The 24,488-nt window shown below is 67.5% G+C and carries 16 protein-coding genes; 10 read left to right on the top strand and 6 right to left on the bottom strand.

Translation table 11 applies throughout. The features are described from left to right. Positions 1-9 precede the first annotated feature (9 nt). Positions 10-2,454, bottom strand: coding sequence for a glycoside hydrolase family 3 protein (locus tag FRZ32_RS10190; RefSeq protein WP_424141302.1), 2,445 nt, complete (start codon positions 2,452-2,454; stop codon positions 10-12). A 118-nt stretch (positions 2,455-2,572) separates the two neighbouring features. Here FRZ32_RS10190 and FRZ32_RS10185 point away from each other — a divergent pair, with 118 nt between their 5' ends. Then, positions 2,573-3,700 carry a glycoside hydrolase family 5 protein gene (locus tag FRZ32_RS10185; protein ID WP_243445257.1) on the top strand — a complete coding sequence of 376 codons (1,128 nt, stop codon included), beginning with the start codon at positions 2,573-2,575 and terminating at the stop codon, positions 3,698-3,700. 6 nt (positions 3,701-3,706) lie between these two features. On the opposite strand, the gene FRZ32_RS10180 is transcribed toward FRZ32_RS10185, so the two are convergent. The 5 genes from FRZ32_RS10180 to FRZ32_RS15275 form a co-directional block, all read right to left on the bottom strand. Then, a complete protein-coding gene (locus tag FRZ32_RS10180) occupies positions 3,707-5,044 on the bottom strand; it encodes a glycoside hydrolase 5 family protein (protein ID WP_147043399.1) in 1,338 nt (445 codons plus the stop codon). Then, positions 5,041-6,093, bottom strand: a complete 1,053-nt coding sequence (locus FRZ32_RS10175) for an aldose epimerase family protein (protein WP_147043398.1) — start codon at positions 6,091-6,093, stop codon at positions 5,041-5,043. Before FRZ32_RS10175 ends, FRZ32_RS10180 begins: the two co-directional genes overlap by 4 nt. Positions 6,094-6,178: 85 nt before the next feature. Continuing rightward, the gene (locus tag FRZ32_RS10170; RefSeq protein ID WP_205008257.1) at positions 6,179-7,198 is read right to left on the bottom strand and encodes a cupin-like domain-containing protein; all 1,020 of its coding nucleotides are present in this window, start codon (positions 7,196-7,198) and stop codon (positions 6,179-6,181) included. Between the two features lie 154 nt (positions 7,199-7,352). Further along, on the bottom strand, positions 7,353-10,763 hold the full coding sequence (locus FRZ32_RS10165; RefSeq protein WP_243445256.1) for a TonB-dependent receptor: 3,411 nt from the start codon (positions 10,761-10,763) through the stop codon (positions 7,353-7,355). Between the two features lie 120 nt (positions 10,764-10,883). After that, entirely contained in the window at positions 10,884-11,036 is a 153-nt protein-coding gene (locus FRZ32_RS15275) for a hypothetical protein (protein WP_158635891.1), read from the bottom strand. On the opposite strand from FRZ32_RS15275, the gene FRZ32_RS10160 reads away from it, so the two are divergent. From FRZ32_RS10160 to FRZ32_RS10120, 9 genes are all read left to right on the top strand, one after another. After that, positions 10,966-12,816: a glycoside hydrolase family 9 protein gene (locus tag FRZ32_RS10160; RefSeq protein WP_243445351.1), complete on the top strand. Its 1,851-nt coding sequence runs from the start codon at positions 10,966-10,968 to the stop codon at positions 12,814-12,816. The genes FRZ32_RS15275 and FRZ32_RS10160 overlap by 71 nt on opposite strands. A 7-nt stretch (positions 12,817-12,823) precedes the next feature. Beyond that, complete coding sequence (locus FRZ32_RS10155) at positions 12,824-14,341, top strand: tryptophan halogenase family protein (RefSeq protein ID WP_147043396.1); 1,518 nt, start codon at positions 12,824-12,826, stop codon at positions 14,339-14,341. Between the two features lies 1 nt (position 14,342). Beyond that, entirely contained in the window at positions 14,343-15,818 is a 1,476-nt protein-coding gene (locus FRZ32_RS10150) for a tryptophan halogenase family protein (protein WP_147043395.1), read from the top strand. Then, a complete protein-coding gene (locus FRZ32_RS10145) occupies positions 15,815-17,365 on the top strand; it encodes a tryptophan halogenase family protein (RefSeq protein ID WP_147043394.1) in 1,551 nt (516 codons plus the stop codon). The genes FRZ32_RS10150 and FRZ32_RS10145 overlap by 4 nt, the downstream gene beginning before the upstream one ends. Continuing rightward, on the top strand, positions 17,362-18,897 hold the full coding sequence (locus tag FRZ32_RS10140) for a tryptophan halogenase family protein (protein ID WP_147043393.1): 1,536 nt from the start codon (positions 17,362-17,364) through the stop codon (positions 18,895-18,897). The genes FRZ32_RS10145 and FRZ32_RS10140 overlap by 4 nt, the downstream gene beginning before the upstream one ends. 3 nt (positions 18,898-18,900) lie before the next feature. Beyond that, positions 18,901-19,917, top strand: a complete 1,017-nt coding sequence (locus tag FRZ32_RS10135; RefSeq protein WP_147043392.1) for a cupin-like domain-containing protein — start codon at positions 18,901-18,903, stop codon at positions 19,915-19,917. Positions 19,918-19,950: 33 nt separating this feature from the next. After that, entirely contained in the window at positions 19,951-21,066 is a 1,116-nt protein-coding gene (locus FRZ32_RS10130) for a LacI family DNA-binding transcriptional regulator (protein ID WP_147043391.1), read from the top strand. 102 nt (positions 21,067-21,168) lie between these two features. Further along, entirely contained in the window at positions 21,169-22,596 is a 1,428-nt protein-coding gene (locus FRZ32_RS10125) for a sugar porter family MFS transporter (protein ID WP_147043390.1), read from the top strand. Between the two features lie 123 nt (positions 22,597-22,719). After that, on the top strand, positions 22,720-24,480 hold the full coding sequence (locus tag FRZ32_RS10120) for an IlvD/Edd family dehydratase (protein ID WP_147043389.1): 1,761 nt from the start codon (positions 22,720-22,722) through the stop codon (positions 24,478-24,480). Positions 24,481-24,488: the final 8 nt, after the last annotated feature.

Here is a 24,488-nt window from a genome sequence, read left to right as displayed (position 1 = left end):
GCCCTCCCCTTACGGCCGGCCGCAATGATCCTGGTCGACGGCCGCGCTTGCGATCCTGACGTCGGAAAGCGCCATTGTCATCGCCCCATCGCTCTCGATCGCAAAAGGGGGGGATACCGCGTCGGTCGTCGCACCGGCGCGGGCGAAGCAACGCAGCGGCATGATGAGCGTCCGCCATTGACCGACAGGGGCGCCGCGCAGATCGCCGGCGATCGGCAGCGCGGCGCTGCCCAGGCGGAGCGACACCGGCCCCGCCGGCGCGGCATCGATCCGATATTCGAAGACGAGGCTCAACTCGCCGGTCGCCTCCCGCGAGAGATCGACAGGCTGACCGGGGAGGATGGCGATCCGGCCCGCGCCACGCCACGTCGCGAGGCGCGAATCCTCCTGGGCCCGACGATCGATGTTGCGCAGCGAGACCTCGCCCTCGCTCGCCAGCCGCCAGCCCGGCGGCAGCGCGCCCCGACCGAACAGCACGCCTTCCGGAAGCCCGCCGCCCGCCGGCCGATCCTCCGACAGCGGCGCAAGATCGCCATTGTCGGCGTAACGGAGGCCATAGCCATACGGGAAAAGCGGATCGTAATTCGAATCGCCGACATTGAGCGGCATCTGATCCGGCCGGCGCGGCCAGGAGAAGGACAGGCGCCCGCGGAAATCGTTGCGGACGCTGCCGTCGGGATTGGCGAACAGCACGTCGGCGACGCCGCCGCCCTCGCTTCCCGGCAGGAAGGCGGCAACGAAGGCGTCCGAGGCGTTGATCTCGGGATTCACCCAGAGCGGTCGGCCGGAGAGGAAGACGGAGACAACGGGGATCCCCTGCGCCCTCAGCCGGCGCAGCAGCTGGAGATCGGAATCGTCGGCGGGGCTATATTCGATGCTGCGCCGATCGCCGACGAACTCGGCATAGGGATTTTCGCCGAAGACGACGATCGCGACATCGGGCCGATCGGTAAAGCTGCCGTCCGCGCTCAGCGTCGCATGGCCGCCCGCGGCCTCCACCGTCTCGCGGATGCCGCCCCAGATCGATTGCGCGTTGGGAAAATCGGCGTTGGTGGTCCCGGTCCCCTGCCAGGTGATCGTCCAGCCGCCGGCCTGTTTCGGGATATTGTCGGCGCCGTCGCCGGCGACCAGCACCCGCGCGCCGGGGCGGAGCGGCAGCAGGTGGTTCTGGTTCTTGAGCAGGACCAAAGATTCGCGAACCGCCTGGCGCGCCACCGCGCGATGATCCGGCGCGCCGAGCAGATCGAACCGGCCGGCGAATGGCCGCTGCGACGGGCGCACCTCGTCGAACAGGCGCGCGCGAAGCTTCACCCGAAGGATCCGCCGCACCGCCTCGTCCAGCCGCGCCATCGAAATCTCGCCGGAGCGGACCTGCGCGAGCGTGTTGTCGTAGAGTCCCTCCCAGCTGTCCGGCGCCATGAACATGTCGAGGCCGGCATTGAAGCTTTGCGGGCAGGAGGTGTTGCTGCAGCCATCGACCTGGCCGTGCGCGTTCCAATCGCCGACGACGAGGCCGTCGAAGCCGATTTGATCGCGGAGCACGCCGGTCAGGAGGTCGCGATCGCCGTGCACCTTCTCGCCGCGCACCCGCGAGAAACTCGCCATCACGGCCTGGACGCCGGCCTCGATCGCCGGCGGATAGCCGGCGCCGTGGATGTCGCGCAGTTCGGCGTCGCTCGACAGATTGTCGCCCTGGTCGTGGCCGCCATCGGTGCCGCCGTCGCCGACGAAATGCTTGGCGGTCGCGATGACATGGGCCGGGCCGAGGAAATCGGGCGTTGCCGGCCGGCCCTGAAGCCCCTCGATCATCGCGCCGGCATAGGCGCGGACGACCTCGGGATTTTCCGAAAAGCTTTCATAGCTCCGCCCCCAGCGATCGTCGCGCGCGACCGCCAGCGTCGGCGAGAAATCCCAGTCGATCCCCGTCACCCGCATTTCGAGCGCGGTGACCTCGCCGATCCGGCGGATGAGATCGGGATCGCGCATCGCGCCGAGGCCGATATTCTGGGGGAAGATGGTCGCGCCGACGATATTGGCGTGGCCATGGACCGCATCGATCCCCCACATGACCGGGATCCGAAGGCCCGGCCCGTGCATCGAGGCGTCCCAGAAACGATCGGCGAGGGCGAGCCATTCGGCCGCCGGCGCGGTCGGGACGCCGCCCGGATCGCTGTTGCCGCCGGCCAGGATCGATCCGAAATTGTAGCGTGCATATTGTTCGGGCGTGATGCTCGCGATGTCGGGCTGGATGACCTGCGCGACCTTCTGCTCCAGGCTCATGCGGGCAAGCAGGCCGTCGATCCGCGCCTCGATGGCCGGATCACGCGCGACGCGGCTGTGGACCGCCGGCCAGCGCCCGCCATCGGCTGACGCTTCCTCGGTCCCTGCCGTCTGGGCCGGCGCCGCAGCCGCGAGCGCGCAAAGCGCGGCCCCAAGGAACAGCCGTCGCATCATCTTCCTCTCCTCCGGCCGATTCTTCTTGACGAAAATCGCGTCCAAGGCGAGCCTATTGATAGCGCTAACAGATCACAAGTGGCTTCGAAATAGAGGCCGGGCGCGAGGGAGGATGAGGATGCGAAAGAGTGCGACCGCGCTTGCGATTGTGCTTGCCGCCCTGGCCGCATGCGGCGGCGGATCGGCGGGCGGAACCACGATCGGCGGGGCAACCGGTGGAACACCGCCTTCACCGCCGCCCCCGTCTCCGCCGCCGCCCTCGCCACCGCCGCCGACGCCGGCGACCTATACGCCGGGCCCAGCCGCCCGCGGCACGACGGGGCCGACAGTGCCGCTCGGCAAATGCGTGAACCTCTCCAACATGCTCGAGCCGCCGAACGAGGGCGATTGGGGCCGCGCGTTCCGTGACGACGACGCGACCAACATCCATGCCGCAGGGTTCGCGACGGTGCGCCTGCCCGTCCGCTTCGCGGCCCATGCGGCAACGAGCCCGCCTTATACGATCGACCCCGCCTTCATGGCGCGCGTCCGCCATGTGCTGGAGACGAATGTCGCGGCCGGGCTCAACGTCATCCTCGACATGCACAATTATGACGAGCTGATGGCCGATCCCGCCGGCCAGCGGGCGCGGTTCGCGGCGCTGTGGCAGCAGGTCGCGGCCGAATTCCGCGACCAGCCCGACAATGTCTGGTTCGAGCTGATGAACGAGCCCAACGGCAATCTCAACGATTCCACGCTGGCGGCAACTTTCGCGCCGGCGCTTGCCGCGGTGCGCGCGAGCAATCCGGACCGGATCGTGATCGTCGGCGGGCAGAACTGGTCGGGGATCGATTCGCTGGCGACCTCGCCGATTCCGGACGATCCGCACATCGTCGTCACCTTCCATTATTACGACCCGTTCGATTTCACGCACCAGGGCGCGACATGGATCAACCCGGTGCTGCCGACCGGGCGGCAATTCGGCACCGCGGCCGACAACGCACAGCTCGATGGCGCGCTGGTAAAGGTCACCAATTTCATCAACCGCACAGGGCGCGTGCCGTTCGTCGGCGAATATGGCGCATTCGAGGAAATACCGGAGGCGCAGCGCGCCGCTTATTACCGCACGGTCAGCTCGGCCTTCGCGTCGATCGGGGTGCAGAGCTGCGCCTGGGGCTATACCAATACGTTCAACCTGTGGCGCGACGGAACTGGATGGATCCACCCGATCCTCGATGGAATCGCGACCACGACGACCATGCCCTGACCGACGTTAGCCGAGCGCCGCCACCGCGGCGCCATGGGCGCGGACGATCTCGCAGCCGCTCGCGTCGCTGTCGAACAGGCCGTACCAGCCCTGCGGCTCGTGCGGCGGATCGCCGAGCCAGGCGGTATCGCCGCGGCGGAAATGGTGGTCGGGATGCGCCGGGCGCCCCTCCCCGCTCCACGCCCAGAAATTGGTGCCGGCGCTCGGCCCGCCGCTGCGCATGTCGGCGAGGACGGATTCGTAGATCAGGCGATAATAGCGATCGCGCCAGGCGGTGGTCGTGCCGGCATCATAGGCGACATTGTCGCGCGGGAAGCCGAATTCCTCGATCACCAGCGGCTTTCCCGCACGCTGGGCGAGCGCGACATGCTGCGCGACATAATCGCGCACCAGCGCCTCGCAGCGCGGCCAGCTTCCCGCCATGTCGGCCGGGTCGATCCACGACCAGTTCTGCGGCCAGACGTGGATCGTCATATAGTCGATCCCGGGAATGGCATTGAGCGCGGCGACGATGTCGGGGCTTTCGAGACACCCCTTCAGCCCTTCGTTCCCGGTCGAGACGAGATGGTTGGGATCGATCGCCTTGATGAGGGCAGCGGTCTCTTCGACCCACCGATAGAAGGCCGAAAGGTTGCGCCGGCCGGCGGACTCGCTGCCGCCCGGGCGAGGCTCATTGGCAAGCTGCCAGGCCATGATCGCCGGATCGTCGCGATAGGGTCGCCCGGTGACCGTGCTGACCCGCCCGACCAGTGCGCGGACATAGGCGCGAAACAGGGCGACGGCCGGAGCGCTGGCATAGAATCCTGAAGCGAAATCGGGGAATTCCGGCCAGGGGTGGGCGGGATCGTTCATGTCGATATAGCGGCCGCCATTGGTCCAGTAGAGATAGGTCGCCATGCCCCCGGACCATTCCCAGAAATTCGCGAGATAGAGCACCGCCCGCATGTCGCGCCGGCCGAGCTCGGCGAGGAAGAAATCGAGCCCCTGGAGCAGCGTCTCGTTGTAGCTCGCACTCGAATCGCGGAAGGCGGGGCGCACGGAATTGCGCAGCGGCGACAGCTCGGCCGAGGCATTGGCGCGGACATTGGTGACGCCCAGCGCGGCGAGCCGGTCGAGCTCGCGCCGCAGCCGATCGCGATCGCCGAAGGGCGCATCGGCGCCGAGCCAGGCGGCGTACCACATGTTGGTGCCCGCATAGCGATGCCGCCGGCCATTGAGGGTGAGCGCCACGCCGTCACGCGCGACGAATCCGGGCGTCGGCGCCTGCGCGCCGATCCGCGGGGCGGCGAGCGCCGCCGCGCCTCCGGCGAGGGCGGCCCGACGGGTGAAGCGAAGCGCAGTCATGGCATGACCCCGAAGCGGAAGACGGTCGTCGAACGGAAGACCTCGCCCGGGCGAAGCGCGGTCGACGGGAATCCGGGCCGATTGGGACTGTCCGGCAGATGCTGCGTCTCGAGCGCGATGCTGCAATGCCGCACAAGCGGTGCGCCCGACGCGTCCTTGTCCGATCCATCGAAATGGTTGGCGGTATAAATATGGATGCTCGGCTCGGTGGTGAGCACCTCCAGCGTCCGGCCGGACCCGCGATGTTCGAGGCGCGCGGCCGGACGAAGCGCGCGCCCATCGGCGCCGTCGACCATCCAGCTGTGATTGTAGCCCGGAAAGCCGGTGACATGCGGCGCGACGATGTCGATCCGCTCGCCGATCGCGCGCGCCTCGCGGAAATCGAAGGCCGTGCCGGCGACATCGGGGAAGCGGCCGGTCGGCAGACCGTCCCCACCCGCTTCGGCGATGCGCGTCGCGAAGATCCGGAGCCGGTGATCGCGAACCGAGGGCGCGCCGGCGCCGGCCAGGTTGAAATAGCTGTGATTGGTGAGGTTGAGCGCAGTCGGCGTGTCGGCCCGCGCCTCGAAATCGATCCGCAGCGCATTGTCGGGCAACAGGCGATAGGTCGCGGCGACGTCAAGCCGCCCCGGAAAGCCCTGGTCCCCATCCTCGCTCACCAGCCGCAGCGACGCGGCATCGTCATCCTGTGGCTCGACCGCCCAGATGCGCGCGTCGAAGCCCGCGCCCGCGCCGCCATGAAGCGCATTCGGCCCCTCGTTCGCGGCAAGCCTGATCTCGCGGCCGTCGACGGCGAAGCGGGCGCCGGCGATCCGGCCGGCATAGCGGCCCATGAGCGCGCCGAAGCGGTAATGTTCGTTGCGCGCCTCATAAGCGGCGAGATCGGGAAGACCGAGGGCGACGTTGGCGATCCGCCCGTTGCGATCCGGCACCTCGATCGCCGTCACGATTCCGCCGAGGCTGAGGAAACGGACGACCATGCCGGCCGGGGTGCGCAGCGAATGCCGCTCCACCGTCCGGCCGTCTTGGGTCACGCCATAGACTTCCACCTTGCCCCCTCCGCCCGCCGACGCCCGTTAGCGCTACCAGCTTGTGGCGCGAAAGCGGCCCGGCAACAAGGGCCGGCAACAAGGATCAGAGGCGCGAGAGGCTGCGGATCAGGAACTGGCGGATGCGGGCGCGCAGCGGCGGGCTTGAGGGCGCCAGAATGCCGCGATGTTCGGGCGCCAGGTGGGCGGCCGGATCGCCCTCTTCACGAAAGACATAATGATCGAACATCCGCCGCCAGATCCGGCGACGCTCCGGCGGCAGATCAGCGATCGCGAAGATGCCGTGGATCATCGCCTCGAACGGCGAGCCGGCATCGGGCGGGGCATCGTCCCACCAATAATTGACGAGGGCGTTGAACGGCGCGAGCGCTTCGACCTGATGCCACCACATCGCCGGGATGTAGAGCGCATCGCCCGGCTCGAGCTCGGCGGCGCTGGCGGCGGCGAGCGCCTCGCGAAAGCGCGGGTAGCGATCGAAATCGGGCGCGGCGAGATCGACCATGCTCGCCGGCTGCCCGGCCATCGTGTGATCGAGCGGCCCGACATAAAGATTGGCGAGCTGGTCCGGCGGGAACAAAGTGAAGCGCCGCCGCCCGGCGACGACGCAGGCGATATTGTCGGACAGGTCGAAATGGGGGCTGACCACGCTCTCGTTGCCGAACCAGAGACGCGGGATCGCCGGCTTTCCCGCGAGCAGCGCGAGCCGGTTCGCGGCGGCAAAATCCGGCATCTGCTCCGGAATCGGGGCCGATCCAACATAGACCGAGGGCGCGCCATCCCGGCCTTCGATCGTCCCGAGGAAGCGGAGTATCTCGGCGATGGTCCCTTTGCGCCGCTCGAAATTGAAGCCGCGCATGTCGTCGGCGTAGAAATAGCGGCCATGCGCCTGCGCCGGCGCGATGAAGGCCTCGACCGGGCCGCCGCGATCGAGGCCGGCAAGATAGGCGCGCGCCGCATCGCCCGAGCCGCGCGATTCCGCCACCGCCGGCCAGTCGCGGACCAGCCCGCGCAACACTGCAGGCGCGCCGCGCGGCACGATCTCCCCGGCGAACGAGCCGGGCGTGACGTCGTGCCATTCGGCGATCGGCGGCAGTTGCGCGGTCATGCGGTCCTCGATTTGCGGCCTCCTCGACCCGGAACGCATCGATCCTAGCAGCCCGACGGGGGCGCCGCCATGCGACCGCCCATCGCGCGCACCAACAAAATGGCCTCCTCCGCGCGGGAGGAGGCCAGGAGAGTTCCGAATCGACGTGAGCGCGTCAGAAGCTGCCGCGAATGATGATGGCGAAGCGCCGGTCGTTCATGAAATAGGACCTCGGCCCTCTCAGCCCGGATTGGGTGAACATCTGGCTGGTCCTGGTCACCTCGTTGAGCAGGTTGACCCCCTGGATGCCGAGCTTCACGTGCGGCGTGATCGAATAGAAGACCGACGCGTCGAGCTGGCCGGTGGCTTCGTTGAAGATCGGGTAATAAGGGAAGATCACGTCCGCCGCGGTGAGCAGGAAGCGCGACCGCCAGTTGTAGGCGGCGCGGATCGAGATCGGCCCCATCTCGTAGAAGCCGGCGACGTTCACATTGTGACGCGACAGCTGTTCGAGCGGCAGGCGCCCGGACGCGATCGGCGAATTGCGGACCGGGTTGGACGGATCGGTCTGCGTGAACGAGTTCGGCAGGCCGTTGCTCTCGATATAGGTGTAGTTCGCGCTCATCCCCAGGCCGTTGAGCGGCCTCGGCAGGAAATCGAACGTCTGCTGGTAACCGACCTCGAAGCCGCGCACGGTGCCGCTGCCGTCGAAATTGTCGGGCGAGCGGACCAGCAGGGTTTCGGTGACCCCGTTATTGGTGAACTCGCGCTCCACGACGCTCGGGAAGAAGAAGTTGTGGATGCGCTTGTAGAAGGCATCGAAGGTGAGCGAGCCGACCCGCGCGAAATACCATTCGAGCGTCAGATCGAACTGGTCCGAGATCGCCGGCCGCAGGTTCGGATTGCCCTGGCTGAACGTCACCGCGGCGCTGTTCGGGTCGAAATTGGCGGTGAAATAGGGCCGCACGTCCGCGATATTGGGTCTCGCCAGCGCCCGCGACGCGGCGAAGCGCAGGATGAGATCACGCGTCAGGCCGAACTTCAGGTTCAGGCTTGGCAGTGCATAGGTGTAGCTGTTGCCTTCGGTGATCGGGATGACCGTTCCGTCGCCGGCAAAAGCCTGAAGCCGCGCATAACCGTCCGGGCCCAGGTTGCAGATGCCGCCTGGCCGGCTGTCGGGCGTCCCCGGAGGCGCGCTTGGCGGCGGCGGCTGGATCGCGCAGCGGACGTCGTAATCCTGGTCGACGCCGAGCTGGGTCGCGGTCGGGATCGAGAAGGCGCCACCGGTGCGCAGGTGCGTGTTGACGAGCCGGACGCCGATATTCCCTTCAAGCCGGACATTGCCGAAGACCGGCTCGTCCTGCCCGAAGCTGAGCATCGCATAGGCTTCCTCGTTGCGCTCGCTGACGTCCTGGATCTCGGTCGGCAGGAAATCCGTGCCCGGGATCACGCCTGGCCGTTCGGAGAGCGGCACCCAGCGGTTGGACGCCGTGGCTCCGTTCACGTCATGCCAGATGTCGTTGAGGCTCTGGAAGAATGTCGCGGCATCGCGATAACCGCTGATGAGGTCGCGGTTGTAATAATAGCCGCCGACCGGTCCGGGCGTCTGGCCGCGGAAGAAGTTGCTGAAATCGAAGAAGGACGAGCGATCGACGCCGGCCTGCGCGAACGTGACGGCCGAGCCGGACCAGATCTCGCTGATCGCGCCCCAATTGTAGGTGGTGTAGCGGATCGTCTGGTCGCGATCGGCATAGCGGGCGCCGAATTTCAGGCGGCGAAGGAACGGCACGTCACCGTTGAAATTGTAGCCGACGTCCGCCTTGAAGGCCCATTCCTCGCCTTCGCTATGTTCGATATGATCCATCGCGGCGCGCCAGAACTGGAACTCGCGATTGCTGAAATATTGCTCGTCGGTCGCCGCAGCCATGGTCGGGTTCGGCGCCGCCCAGGTCGCCGACAAGGTCAGCGGCTTGTGGGGAACGACCACCGGGATGTTGCCGGTTAGATCAAGCTCGTAATCGGCGAAATTCGACCCGAAGACGCTGACGTCGAGCGTGTCATGCTGCGCGCGCACATGCTGCGCATCGAGCTCGATGTCCCAACGATCGTTCGGCGCGAAGCGGAAATTGAGACCGTAATCGTCGACCACGTTGCGGTCGTCCACCTGGCGGCGGGACAGGGAGTCCTGAACGCCGCCCGTCGGCACCAGCGTATCGGGGCTGCCGCTGGTCGAGGTGCGCCAGCCGGTGCCGGGGAGCGTGATGAACCCGCTCTCGAACACATTGTCGCTGTTATACTGATAGTTGCTGAAGCTGCCGGCGGGGCATTGCGCGATCGTCTGGAACGCGCCGCCGCCGCCGCCGAGATCGTTGGCGGTGCCGGCCTGGTTCTGCTGACAGCCGGCCGGATAGGTATTGTATTCGGAAAGGTCCGGCGCGGCTTCGAACGTATGCTCGCCCCAGGCCGAACGGGAGTCGGTGCGCAGGAACTGGCCCGTCAGGTGCGCGCGATGATCGAGGCTTTCCCACTGCGCTGCGAGCGCAAGGCCGTAGCGCTGACGATCATAATCCTGGGTCCGGAACTGGCCGCCCAGCGGCGCATAATGCGCGTCGGCAAACGGGTCGGCGAAGCCGTCAGGCCCGCCCGATCCGGTCGCGCCGCACGGCACCGGCGCCGGCGGCAAGGTCGTCGCATCGGTGTTGCTCGGCAGGGCGTTGCGGCAGACCTGGGCGCTTTGCTGGTTCGCGGTGATGGCGAATTGCCCGTCACGGGTCTGGAAGTTGGTGACCTGGATGCCATCGGCGCGGCTCAGCAGGCGGGAATAGGACACGTCGGCGAGCACGCCGATGCGGCCGATGCCGGTATTCCAGGTGTTGCTGATGAGGAACGAGCCGACCGGCGCCCAGCGCTTCGAAAGATCGCCATAATTGGCCTCGGCGTCGAAGGCGACATGGAAGCCGGGATTGTCGAACGGCAGCCGGGTCCGAAGATCGACGGTGCCGGAAAGGCCGCCTTCGATCAGCTCGGCGGTCGAATTCTTGTAGACCGCGACCGAGCCGAGCAGCTCGGCGGGAACGTCGGAGAAGTTGATCGCCTGGCCATAGACGCCCGTCGAGAAGGTGTCGCGGCCATTGAACTCCGAACGGACGAAGCTGAGGCCGCGGATGACGACGCCCGAACCCTCGACCGAAAAGTGATCCGGATCGTTCGAGCCCGCGAAGCGGTTGATCGACACGCCGGGAACGCGCTGCAACGCCTCGGTGACCGACCGGTCAGGAAGCGCGCCGATGTCCTGCGCGGTGATCGCGTCGAGAACCGTGTCGGCGTCGCGCTTGATCCGCTGCGCGTTGGCGAGGCTGGCGCGGATGCCGGTGACGATGATCGCACTGGAATCGTCCGTCGCCTGAGCCTCGGCGCCGCCGCCCTGCGCGGCCGGAAGCGCGGCCGCCGCGGGATCCGCCGCCCCGTCCTGCGCGAAAGCCGGTGCGCCCGCGAATACCGATGAAAAGGCCAGCGCCGATGTGCCGGCCCGCAGGATGAAGCCCAATTTGCGCGAACCCGCCGGACGCATCTTGGCCGTGGACATGCCAGTCATAGACCCCCTACTCCCAAACCGTTAGCGCTAACAATTGACGTCGCGCCAATCTTTGTTGCAGGGAACCTACCTAAGCTTTTTGGATGGATCAAGGCCTGTGAGCGCTCACATTCAAATTGCCGAAAATTGTTGCAAAACTGCAATAAACTGCGGTTTCGCGGGCAATTTCCGACGCATTTGCTGCACCTTGGCGATCGCGCTGGTTGCGGCAACGACGCCCGCAAATGCCGATTCTCCCGACGCGGAGCCGATGCCGATTCGCATGAGCCAAATCGGCTTTCTGCCCGGCGGACCCAAGCGCGCGATCCTCCCCGATCCGGCGCCCGCGCCTATCCCCTGGCGACTCCTCGACCGGGCCGGTGCGCCCGTCGCAAGCGGCATGAGCGGGCCCGCCATCGATGATGCGGCGTCGGGCGAGACCGTTCATGTCATCGATTTCAGCACGGCCAGCGCAACCGGCGACGGATTCGTGCTGGAAGCCGGCGGCGCACGCAGCCGCCCCTTCGCGATCGCCCCGAACCTCTTTGGCCGGCTGCCTTTCGACGCGCTCAACATCTTCTACCAGAGCCGCGCCTCGACGCCGATCGAGGCGCGCTATGCCGGCGGCGACGCCTGGGCGCGCCCCGCCGGCCACGCCCCGGACCGCGCGGCCTGCATCTCCGGCCGCGATGCTGACGGGAACGTCTGGGGCGGTTGCCCCTACACGCTCGACGCCAGCCGCGGCTGGTACGATGCCGGCGACCACGGCAAATATCTGGTCAATGGCGGCATTGCCGTCTGGACGCTGCTGAACCTGTGGGAACGCGCCCATTCGCTCGGCCGGCCGGCGCCCTTCCCCGATGGCAGCGCGCGCCTGCCCGAAGCCGGCAACGGCGTCGACGACCTGCTCGACGAGGCCCGCTGGGAGGTCGAGTTCATGCTCGCGATGCAGGTTCCCGCCGGCACCCACCTGCGACTCCCCGTCGGCGAGACCCGCAGCCGGCCCGGTCTCCGCTTCACTGAGATCGACGCATCGGGGATGGCCCATCACAAGATCGCCGATGCGCGCTGGACCGCCCTGCCGACGCCGCCGCAGGACGATCGCGAGACCCGCCTCCTCTATCCGCCGAGCACCGGCGCGACGCTCAATCTCGCCGCCGTGGCCGCGCAATGCGCGCGGATCTGGCGGACGATCGACGCCGCTTTCTCCGCCCGCTGCCTCGATGCCGCGCGGCGCGCCTACGCCGCGGCGAAGCGCAATCCGGAAATCCACTCGATCGCCGCCTTCACCGGCAGCGGCGGCTATGGCGACGACGATTTCTCGGACGAATTCTTCTGGGCCGCCGCCGAGCTCTACGCGACGACCGGCGAGCCGTCCTATGGCGAGGATCTGCGCGCCTCGCGCTGGTTCGCGGCGCCGATCGCCGAGCCCGAATGGCGGCACACGGCAACGCTCGGCGCGATGACGCTCGCCCTCGCGCCGGACCGGCTGCCGCCGCCCGATCGCGCCGCCCTGCGCGGCCGCATCGTCGCCGCTGCAGACCGCTTCCTCGGGGAGGAGCAACAGAGCGGCTACCGCATCCCATTCGCCGGCACCGATTATGTCTGGGGCTCGAATGCGGTGCTGCTCAACCGGGCGATGCTGATGGCGCTTGCCGACGATTTCACCGGCGAGGCGCGCTATCGTGCCGGTGTCTTCGACGTCATGGATTATCTGCTCGGCCGCAACCCGCTCGATCGCTCATTCATCTCGGGATACGGCGCGCGGCCGATGGCCAATCCGCACCATCGCTTCTGGGCCCACAGCCTCGATCCGCGCCTTCCGCCGCCGCCGCCGGGGCTGGTGTCCGGTGGCCCCAATTCGGTGTCGCTGCGCGCCGATGCGGTTGGCGCCGCGCTTGCCGGCCATTGCGCGCCGCAGATGTGCTGGCGCGACGACATCCGCGCCTTTTCGATGAACGAGGTCGCGATCAACTGGAATGCACCGCTCGTGTGGGTGTCGACCTGGCTCGCCGAGCCGCCGCCGACGCCCTTGGCAAGCCGGGCCCGGCAGCGGATAAGATAGCGATAACATGACCGCGGGAGGGGAGCAGGTGAACATCGTGGTGGTCGGCGGGGGAACCGCCGGCTGGATGACCGCGGCCGCCCTCGTCAAGCTGCTGCCGCGCCGCTGCACCGTCCATCTCGTCGAATCGGAGGCGATCGGGATCGTCGGCGTCGGCGAGGCGACCCTCCCCCATATCCGCGCCTTCAACGAGAAGCTCGGCATCGCGGAGGCGGAGTTCATGGCGCGCACCCGCGCGACCTTCAAGCTCGGCATCGAGTTCCAGGGCTGGGGGAAGCCGGGCGATTCCTATATCCACCCGTTCGGCACGTTCGGCACCGGGCAAAGCGAGGTGGATTTCCACCAATATTGGCTCCGCTGCATCCATCAGGGCATCCCGGTGCCGCCGATCCAGGAGCTTTCCGCGGCCTGCATGATCGCGCGGATGAACCGGTTCGATCTGCCCTCGACCGATCCGAACCGGCTCGAATCCACCTTCGGCTATGCCTATCAGTTCGATGCCAATCTCTACGCGCCCTATATGCGCGCCTTCGCCGAGGCGATGGGGGCGAAGCGGACCGAAGGGCGGATCGTCGACGTCCACCGCAATGGCGAGACCGGCGACATCGAATCGGTCCAGCTCGAAAGCGGCGAGCGGATCGCCGGCGACCTGTTCGTCGATTGCTCGGGCTTCGTCTCGCTGCTGCTCGGCAAGGCGCTCGGCGAGCCGTTCCAGGATTGGTCGAAATGGCTGCCCTGCGATCGCGCCGTGGCGATGCCGTGCCGCACCGAGACCGCGCTCACACCCTATACCGGCGTGATCGCGATGCCCGGCGGCTGGCGCTGGCGGATTCCGCTCCAGCACCGGACCGGCAACGGCTATGTGTATTCAAGCGCCTTCATGGGCGATGACGAGGCGCGCGCCGGCCTGGTCGCCGCGGTGGAAGGCGAGCCGATCGCCGAGCCGAGGGTGCTGCGGTTCCGCGCCGGGCGACGGGAACGCAGCTGGGTCCACAATTGCGTCGGCATCGGCCTTGCGTCCGGCTTTCTCGAGCCGCTCGAATCGACGAGCATCTACCTGACCCAGCAGGCGATCACGGCGCTGCTCGAACTGTTCCCCGAACGTGAGGTCTCGCCGATCGACCGCGCCGAGTTCAACCGGCTGGTCGACATGGAATATGATCGCGTCCGCGACTTCCTGATCCTCCACTATCACGCGACGACACGGGCCGGCATGCCGTTCTGGGACTATGTCCGCACGATGGAGATTCCGGACAGCCTCGCCGAGAAGCTGGAGCTGTTCCGGCGGCGCGGGCGGATCGTCAAATATCGCGAGGGCGCGTTCCTCGATGCGAGCTGGATCGCGGTCTATCTCGGCCAGGGCGTGATGCCCGAAGGCCACGATCCGCGCGCCGATATTCCCTCCGCGGAATCGCTCGCGCGCGGCATGGCGGCGCTGCACGAGGAAATCCGCGCGGCGGCGACGCGCCTTCCCGATCACCGACAGCACATCGAAAGCTACTGCCCGATGGCGGACGCGGCCTGAGATGGGCGAGGCCATCCGCTCCGTCCTCGTCGCCGGTGGCGGCATCACCGGCTGGTCGGCTGCGGCGGCGCTCGCGCGCAAGCTGCCCGGCCTTTCCATCACCGTGCTGCCGATCGCGCCGGCGCCCGACGCGCTCGCCGACCGGATCGGCGGCACTCTCCCCTCGATCCTCGAATTCCACCACGATCTCGGCCTCACCGACGCGGATACGATCCTGCGCGCGGGCAGCGGCCTCAGGCTCGGGACCCGCTTCGAGGGCTGGAGCCAGGGCCGGCCGGACTATGTCCACGCTTATGGCGACTATGGCCGGCCATTCGGCACCGCTTCGTTCCACCACCATTGGCTGCGCGCCGAAAAGGCAGGCGAGGCGGCGCCCTTCGATCGCCACAACGCCGCCGCGGAAATCGGCCGCGCGGGCCGCTTCGCCCCGCCGAACGACGATCCGGCAAGTCCGCTCCCCGGATTCCTCCACGCGCTCCACATCAATCCGCCGCGTTATCGCGAGCTGATGCGGGCATTCGCGCGGCATCTCGGGGCGATCGAGCGGCCGGGCGAGATCGCCGAGGTGCGGCGCGGCGCGGACGGCGGCATTTCGGGCCTTGGCCTGGTCGACGGCAGCGAGGCGACGGCCGATCTCTATATCGATTGCACCGGCCCGCGCGCCTTGTTGCGCGGTACGCTCGGTGGCGATTTCGAGGATTGGAGCCAATGGCTCCCCTGCGACCGGATGCTGATGGCCGAAGGCCCTCCCCCGGCCGACCCGCCGACGCTGGACGACGCGACCGCGATCGAGGCCGGCTGGCGCTGGCAGGCCGCATCGCCGGCGCGCAGCTCGCGCGGTCTCGTCTATTCATCGGCTTATATGAGCGACGCGGAAGCGGCGGCCGCGCTTGCGGACGGCGCGGCGCCGATCGCGCTTCGCCAGGGCCGTCTCGCGGAGCCGTGGCGACGCAACTGCGTCGCGATCGGCGACGCGGCGGTCGCGGTCGAGCCGCTGGAATGGACCAACCTCCACCTCGCCCACAGCGCGACCGATCGGGTCATCGCGATGATGCCGGATCGCGATTTCGCCGCGGTCGAGCTTGCCGACTATAACCGCCAGGCCGGCGCCGAGGCGGACCGGGTGCGCGATTTCGTCGCCCTTCACTATCTCGTCGCCGATCGCCCCGAGCCGTTCTGGCAATCCGCCGCCGCCGCCGAGCCGCCGCCGTCGCTGGCCCACACATTGGGCCTGTTTCGCGAGCGCGGGCGGCTGCCGTTCCACGAGGAGGAAACCTTCTCCCGCGACAGCTGGGCGGCGGTGCTGATCGGCCAGGGCGCCCTTCCCCGGCGCGTCGATCCGCTGATCGATCCCGTCGGCCCTCAAATCTCCAACCGAGCGATGACGGAGCTTCGCGCCGCGATCGCCGGGATCGTCCCCAACCTTCCGACCCAGGCCGATTATCTCCGGCGACTTGCAAGGCAGACCGCACAATGAACGAACATTCGATCCGCGAGGTCGTCATCGTCGGCGGCGGTACCGCCGGCTGGATGGCCGCCGCCGCCTTCGCGCGCTTCCTGAACAACGGCTACACGCGGATCACACTGATCGAATCCGCCGAGATCGGGACGATCGGCGTCGGCGAGGCGACGATCCCGCCGCTCATCACCTTCAACCGGATGCTCGGGATCAACGAGAACGAATTCCTCCGCGCGACCAAGGGCACCTTCAAGCTCGGCATCGAGTTCGTCGGCTGGGGCGGCGAGGGCGAGCGCTATTTCCACCCGTTCGGCTATCACGGCCACGATCTGGAGGGCGTGCATTTCCACCAGCTCTACCTGCGCGAGCGCAAGCGGCGCGTGATGCAGGACATTTCCGCCTGGTCGATGAGCGCCGTCGCCGCGCAGCTCGGCAAGTTCGCGCGGCCCCCGGCCGACGCGCGGCCGCCCTTCGGCCAGCTGCTCTACGCCTTCCATTTCGATGCGAGCCTCTATGGCCAGTTCCTGCGGGCTTATGCCGAAGGGCGCGGCGTGCGGCGCATCGAGGGCAAGGTCGTCGATGTCGCGCAGGATGGCGAAAGCGGCCATGTCCGCTCCGTCACCCTGGCCGACGGCCAGGTGATCGAGGGCGACCTTTTCATCGACTGCTCAGGCTTTCGCGGCCTGCTGATCGAGCAGACGCTGAAAACGGGCTACGAGGATTGGTCGAATTGGCTGCCCTGCGACCGCGCGATCGCCGTGCCGAGCGAACATGCCGTCGCGCCCGATCCCTATACCCGCGTCACCACTCGCCGCGCGGGCTGGCAGTGGCGCATCCCGCTCCAGCACCGGATGGGCAATGGCTATGTCTATTCGAGCGCGCATATCTCCGACGACGATGCCGAGCGCGAGTTGCTCGCCAATCTCGAAGGCCCGCCGCTCGATCAGCCGCGCCGCCTGTCCTTCGTGACGGGGCGGCGGACGCTTGCGTGGAATGCCAATGTCGTGTCGCTCGGCCTCGCCAGCGGTTTCATCGAGCCGCTCGAATCGACCAGCATCCACTTCATCCAGGCCGGCATCGCCCGCCTGATCTCGCTGTTTCCGGACAAGCGCTTCAACCCGGTCGAGCGCGATGAATATAACCGCCAGATGCAAAACCTGTTCGAGGACGTGCGCGATTTCATCGTGCTCCACTACAAGGCGACGCGCGGCACGACCGATTTCTGGAAGCGCTGCCAGGCGCTGGAGATCCCCTCGACGCTCCAGACCAAGATCGACCTGTTCCGCGCCAAGGGGCGTGTGTTCCGCGAAGGGTTCGAGCTGTTCGCGACGACGAGCTGGGTCGCGGTCTTCCTTGGCCAGCACATCGTCCCCGAAGATTACGAGCCGGCGGTCGACGCGCTCGATGAGGACAAGATCGCCCAGGCGCTGGAGCAGATGCGGATCGGCTATCTCGAAACCGCCCAGGCGATGCCGACCCATGCCGAGTTCGTCGCCCGCTGCTGCGCCCCGCCGCAGCCCCAGGCCGAGGCGCCGTTCGCCTTCGCAAGCGGGTTCGGTGCATGAGGGACGATCTGATCCGCAAGGTCGTGATCGTCGGCGGCGGGACCGCCGGCTGGATGGCGGCGGCGGCGATGTCCCGGATCATCGGCGGGATGCCCGGCCTCTCGATCGAGCTGGTGGAGTCCGAACAGATCGGCACGGTCGGCGTCGGCGAAGCGACGATCCCCCAACTCGTCCTGTTCAACCAGTTGCTCGGCATTGACGAGGACGAGTTCATCAAGGCGACGCACGGCACCTACAAGCTCGGCATCGAATTTCGGGATTGGGTGCGGATCGGCCATCGCTACATCCATCCCTTCGGCTTCTACGGGCCGGACATGAAGGGGATCGAATTCTATCATTACTGGCTGAAGGGCCGCGGACTTGGCGATGCGACCCCGCTCGACGCCTATTCCATCTCGGCCATGGCGGCGCTTTCGACGAAGATGATGCGGCCGCGGCCGGATCTTCCCAATTCGCCCGTGTCGAAGATCGCTTATGCCTTCCAGTTCGACGCGAGCCTTTATGCGCGCTTTCTTCGCACGCGCGCCGAGGCGTGGGGTGTCGTGCGGACCGAGGGCCGCATCGTCGAGGTCGCGCAGGACGCCGAGAGCGGCTTCATAGAGGCGGTCCTGCTCGAAGACGGCCGACGCATCGAGGGCGACCTTTTCATCGACTGCTCGGGCTTTCGCGGCCTGCTCATCGAGCAGACGCTGCGTTCGGGGTTCGAGGACTGGTCGAAATGGCTGCCCAACGATCGCGCCATCGCGATCCCGACCGAAAGCAGCGGCGACGAGACCCCGCTGACGCGCGCCACCGCCCGCCCGGCGGGCTGGCAGTGGCGCATTCCGCTCCAGCACCGCGTCGGCAACGGCCATGTCTATTCGAGCGCGCATATGTCGGACGAGGATGCGCTCGATCTGCTGCTCGCCAATCTCGACGGCGCGCCGCTCGCCGATCCGAACCGGCTGCGCTTCAAGGCCGGCTATCGCAGGCAGGCCTGGGTGAAGAACGTGGTCGCGCTCGGCCTCGCGGGCGGCTTCCTGGAGCCGCTCGAATCGACCAGCATCCATCTCGTCCAGTCGGGCATCGCCCGGCTGATGACCCTCTTCCCGAGCCGGCGCTGGAACGACGCCGAGATCCGGCGATACAACGAGCGGACGATCCGCGAATATGAGGATATCCGCGACTTCCTCGTCCTCCATTATCTGGCGACCCAGCGCGACGACACGCCTTACTGGGATTATTGCCGCAACATCGATCCGCCGCCCGGGCTCGCCGAGAAGCTGGAGATGTTCCGGTCCAACGGCCGCGTGTTCCGCGAGCATGAGGAGCTGTTCACCGAAACGAGCTGGCAGGCGGTGCTGATCGGCCAGGAGATCGAGGCCGGCGGCTATCATCCGGTCGCCGACCTGTTGAGCGACGAGGAGACGCTGACACGGCTCAGGCATATCCGCGAAGTGATCGCCGATACGGTGCGCCAGCTGCCGACGCAGCGCGAATTCCTGCGCATGAACAACAGCGCCAGCGATGTCGTGATGAAGCGCGCGTCGTAGCTCATGCTGCCGGCGCCGCGCCCGATCGAAGAAATCGAAGGCATCGACCAGGCCCGTTTCCGCGAGGAGATCCGGCCGGCGGGCCGCCCCGTCGTGCTGCGCGGACTTGCGAGCGGCTGGCCGGCGGTCCGCGCGGCGCGCGAGTCGGACGAGGCGCTGGTCGCTTACATGAACGGCTTCGCGACCGGCCGGCCGGTCGCCGCGATCGTCGGCCCGCCGGAGATTGGCGGACGCTTCTATTACAGCGAGGACATGCGCGGCCTGAACTTCCAGCGCGGCACCTCGACGCTTGGCGCGCTGCTCGACGGACTGCTCAAGAACCGCGGGACGGAGCGTCCCCATGCCGTTGCCATCCAGTCCGAGATCATCCCACAGCTCATGCCGGGATTCGAGCGCGCCAATGCGATCGACCTCGTCGGGGCCGAGGTCGCCCCGCGCGCCTGGATCGGAAACCGCATCCGCGTCGCGCCGCATTACGATCTCATGGAGAATATCGGGATCGTGGTCGCCGGCCGGCGGCGCTTCACCGTCTTTCCGCCCGATCAGCTTCCCAATCTCTACCCCGGCCCCTTCGAGCTGACGCCGGCGGGAACGCCGATCAGCCTCGTCGATCTCGAAGCGCCCGATCTCGAACGCTTTCCGCGCTTCGCCGAGGCGGCGGCCCATGCACAGACGGCGACGCTCGAGCCTGGCGATGCCGTCTATCTCCCCTTCCACTGGTGGCACGCGGTGGATTCGCTGGCGCCATTCAACCTGTTCGTGAACTATTGGTGGAACGAGGCGATGCCGGGGCTCGGCGGCGGTTACGATGCGCTGCTCCACGCCATCTATTCGCTGCGCCACCTGCCGCCGGAGCAGCGCGACGTCTGGAAGATGGTGTTCGATCATTACGTCTTCGTCGGCAAGGAGGATCCGGCCGCCCATCTGCCGCCGCATGCGCGCGGCATCCTCGGGCCGCCGACTCCGGGCCTGTTCGCCCGGATGCGCGCCGTGCTGAAGGAGATTGCGGGCAAGGCTTAGGCGGGACTATCTGCTGCTGATGGAAGGGATCCGATGAGCAGGGCGAGCCGGCGCAGCCGCGGCAGCGTGACGATCGAGGACGTCGCCAAGGCGGCCGGCGTTTCGGCGATGACCGTCTCGCGCGTCATCAATGGCGAAAAGCATGTCCGCGACACGACCAAGGCGCGCGTGCGCGAGGCGATCGAGCAGCTCAATTTCTCGCCCAACAGCGCCGCCCGGAGCCTCGCTGCCGGCGAGGCGACCCATATCGGCCTGCTCTACGCAAACCCGTCGGCGGCCTATCTGAGCCAGTTCCTGGTCGGCACGCTGGAGGCCGCGCGGCGCGCCGGTTGCCATCTGATGATCGAGGGATGCGAATCCGAAAGCGCGGAGGAGCAGGCGGAGGCCGCGCGGCACTTCGCGGCGACCGCGGTCGAAGGCGTGATCCTGCCGCCTCCGCTCTCCGAATCCCAGGCGATCCTCGCCGAGCTCGCGACCGCCGACATCCCCGTCGTGACCGTGGCGATGGGCCGGCCGCGACCCAATGCGCTCAACGTGCGTATCGACGATGCCGCGGCGGCGCAGGAAATGACTCAGTATCTGATCGATCTCGGCCACCGCCGCATCGGATTCATCGTCGGCCACCCCACCCATATCGCGAGCATCGAACGCCTGCGCGGGTTCCGGGCGGCGCTCGACAAGAACGGGATCGCGCCGGACGAAGGGCTCATCGAACAGGGCTATTTCACCTATCGCTCGGGCCTCGTTGCGGCACAGCGGCTGCTGGCGCGCGCGCCCCGGCCGACCGCGATCTTCGCTTCGAACGACGACATGGCGGCGGCAGCGATTTCGGTCGCGCATCGCGCCGGGCTGGACGTGCCGAAGGACGTGTCGATCGTCGGCTTTGACGACACCGCCCCCGCCACCACGGTCTGGCCGGAACTGACCACGGTCAAGCAACCGATCGCCGCCATGGCCGACGAGGCGGTCGAGCTGCTGCTCGCCGAGCTTCGCGCCCGCCGCGCCGGCCGCGCTGCCGGACAGGCCGAAAGCGTGCTCGATCACAGCCTTGTCGTGCGCGAATCTTCCGCCACGCCCAACGCGGAGGCGAAGCCGGCCGCACGCCCCGGCGAGCGGCGTCGCGACCGCCGCGCGTCGGCGGGCGCCTGACCAGCCGCCGACGCGCAAAATATTCGCTTCCTTTTTGCGCTGTTAGCGCTACCAAACAGGAAAAGGCCGGCATCGAATCGGCCTAGGACCGGGAGGGGAAAGATGAGTGAAGCGCAGGCGTCCCGCGCCAATATGGGCCTGATCGGCGGCATCGTCGCGGTCGCGACGATCGGCGGTTTCCTGTTCGGTTACGACAGCGGCGCGGTGAACGGGACCCAGCCGGGACTGAGGGCCGCTTTCGCCCTCGACGATGCGGGGCTCGGCTTCACCGTCGGCTCGCTCCTGATCGGCTGCTTCATCGGCGCCTTCTTCGCCGGCACGCTCGCCGATGCGATGGGACGACGCAACGTGATGCGGCTGGCGGCGGTGCTCTTCCTCTTCGGCGCGCTCGCGCAGGGCCTCGCCCACGACCATACCATCTTCCTGATCGCCCGCCTTTGCGGCGGCATGGCGGTGGGCGCGGCGAGCGTGCTTTCCCCCGCTTACATCTCCGAAGTGGCGCCGGCGCACATCCGCGGCCGGATGACGACGGTGCAGCAGGTGATGATCATCACCGGCCTCACCGCCGCCTTCCTGGTGAATTACTATCTCACCGCCGCGGCGGGCGTTTCGACGAACGCCTTCTGGGCCGGGATCGAGGCGTGGCGCTGGATGTACCTCATGCAGGCGGTTCCGGCCGCGATCTTCCTCGTCGCGCTCTTTCTCATCCCTGAAAGCCCGCGCTACCTGGTCGGCAAGGGCCGTCACGACCATGCCCATTCGGTGCTCACCAGCCTCTTCGGCCAGGAGGACGGCACCGCCAAGCTGGGCGAGATCCAGGCGAGCTTCGCCGCCGATCACCGCCCCCACCTCAAGGACGTGCTGACGCCGGCCGGCGGCAAGGGCTTTCTCGGCATCCGTGCGATCGTGTGGGTCGGCATCATGCTGGCGGTGTTCCAGCAGCTCGTCGGCATCAACGTCATCTTCTATTACGGATCGACCCTGTGGCAGCTCGCCGGCTTCACCGAGCAGGATTCGCTGATGATCAACATCGTCTCGGGCGCGGTCTCGATCGCCGCCTGCTTCGTGACGATCGCAGTGATCGACAGGATCGGGCGCAAGCCGCTGCTGCTCATCGGATCGGCGGGCATGGCGATCACCCTGTTCGTGATGGTCTATGCGTTCAGCCACGCGACCATCGACCCGACCGATGCCAGCAAGATCGTTCTGTCGAGCAGCCTCGGCACGCTCGCGGTGATCGCCGCCAACCTCTACGTGATCTTCTTCAACATCAGCTGGGGCCCGGTGATGTGGGTGATGCTCGGCGAGATGTTCCCGAACCAGATCCGCGGCTCGGCGCTCGCCGTCGCCGGCTTCTTCCAGTGGTTCGCCAATTATCTCATCGCCCAGAGCTTCCCGGTGATGGCCGCGGGCCTCGGCCTGGCCTGGAGCTATACGTTCTACGGCGTGTGCGCGGTCATCAGCTTCTTCCTGGTCCAGCGCTTCGTCAGCGAGACCAAGGGCAAGGAACTGGAGGCGATGGAGGGGTAGATTTTAGCGAAACTCGACCTTGAGTTCCCTCTCCCCGTCGGGGAGAGGGAATGAAACGAAAAAGTCGATAAACCAGTCCTCTCCCTCCCTCCCAGGGAGGAGAGGTGGTAACTGGAGCTTGAGATGACCCGCACCCCCGCCCGACCCTTCCGCTCGCGCGACTGGTTCGCGGCGCCGGGGCGCAGCGACATGGCGGCGCTCTATCTCGAGCGCTTCATGAATTACGGGACCACGCCGGAGGAGCTGCGCTCGGGCCGGCCGATCATCGGCATCGCCCAGTCTGGATCGGACCTTTCGCCCTGCAACCGCATCCATCTCGATCTCGCGCGGCGCGTGCGCGACGGCATCCGCGACGCCGGCGGCGTGCCGATCGAATTCCCGACCCATCCGATCTTCGAGAATTGCCGGCGGCCGACGGCGGCGCTCGATCGCAACCTCGCTTATCTCGGCCTGGTCGAGATCCTGAACGGCTATCCGATCGACGCAGTGGTGCTGACCACCGGCTGCGACAAGACGACGCCCTCGGCGATCATGGCCGCCTCGACCGTCGACATCCCCGCCATCGTCCTGTCCGGCGGGCCGATGCTCGACGGCTGGCATGAAGGCGAGCTGGTCGGATCGGGCACGGTCATCTGGCGCTCGCGCCGCAAGCTCGCGGCCGGCGAGATCACCGAGGAAGAATTCCTTCAGCGCGCCTGCGACAGCGCCCCTTCGGCCGGCCATTGCAACACGATGGGCACCGCATCGACGATGAACTCGGTCGCCGAGGCGCTCGGCCTGTCGCTGCCCGGCTGCGCGATGATCCCCGCCCCTTATCGCGAGCGCGGCCAGATGGCCTATGCGACCGGGCGGCGGATCGTCGAGATGGCCTATGAGGACCTGCGACCTTCGCGAATCCTGACCCGCGAAAGCTTCCTCAACGCGATCCGCGCGGTCAGCGCCCTCGGCGGATCGAGCAATGCCCAGCCGCATATCGTCGCGATGGCGCGCCATGCCGGGGTCGAGCTTCACGAAAGCGACTGGATGGCATTCGGCTACGACATCCCGTTGCTCGTCGACGTGCAGCCGGCCGGCCGCTTCCTCGGCGAGCGGTTCCACCGCGCCGGCGGCGTGCCCGCGGTGCTTTGGGAGCTGCTCCAGGCCGGCAAGCTCGACGCCGATTGCCTCACCGTGACCGGCAAGCCGCTCGGCGACGGGCTTCGCGAAGCCAGCGACCGCGAGGTGATCCGGCCCTATGCCGATCCGCTGAAGGAGCGCGCGGGCTTCCTCGTCCTCAAGGGCAATCTCTTCGATTTCGCGATCATGAAGACCAGCGTCATTTCCGACGCATTCCAGCAGCGCTTCATCAGGGATGGCGTGATGGAGGCGCGCGCGATCGTGTTCGACGGATCGGACGATTATCATCATCGCATCAACGATCCGGCGCTCGACATCGACGAGAATTGCATCCTCGTCATCCGTGGATCGGGGGTGATCGGCTGGCCGGGCTCCGCCGAGGTAGTCAACATGCAGCCGCCCGACGCGCTCATCCAGCGCGGCATCCAGTGGCTGCCGACGCTCGGCGACGGTCGCCAGTCCGGCACGTCCGACAGCCCCTCGATCCTCAACGCCTCACCCGAAAGCGCGGCTGGCGGCGGCCTCGCCTGGCTCAGGACCGGGGATATGATCCGCATCGATTTCAACGCCGGAACCTGCAACGCGCTGGTCGATGCCGATGAGATCGCCCGGCGCACCGCCGAAGCGCCACCGCCGATCCCGGCCGATAACACGCCCTGGGAGGAGCTGTTCCGTGAGAAGACGGGGCAGCTCGGCGCGGGCGGCGTGCTCGATTTCGCGATCAAATATCGCGGCACGTCGAAGAAAACGCCCCGCCACAATCACTAGCGGCGTCG

It is taken from the genome of Sphingosinicella ginsenosidimutans (assembly GCF_007995055.1).
GTDB lineage: Bacteria > Pseudomonadota > Alphaproteobacteria > Sphingomonadales > Sphingomonadaceae > Allosphingosinicella > Allosphingosinicella ginsenosidimutans.
Note: the sequence above shows the minus strand (reverse complement) of the source record. Positions and strands in the feature narration are given on the sequence as shown.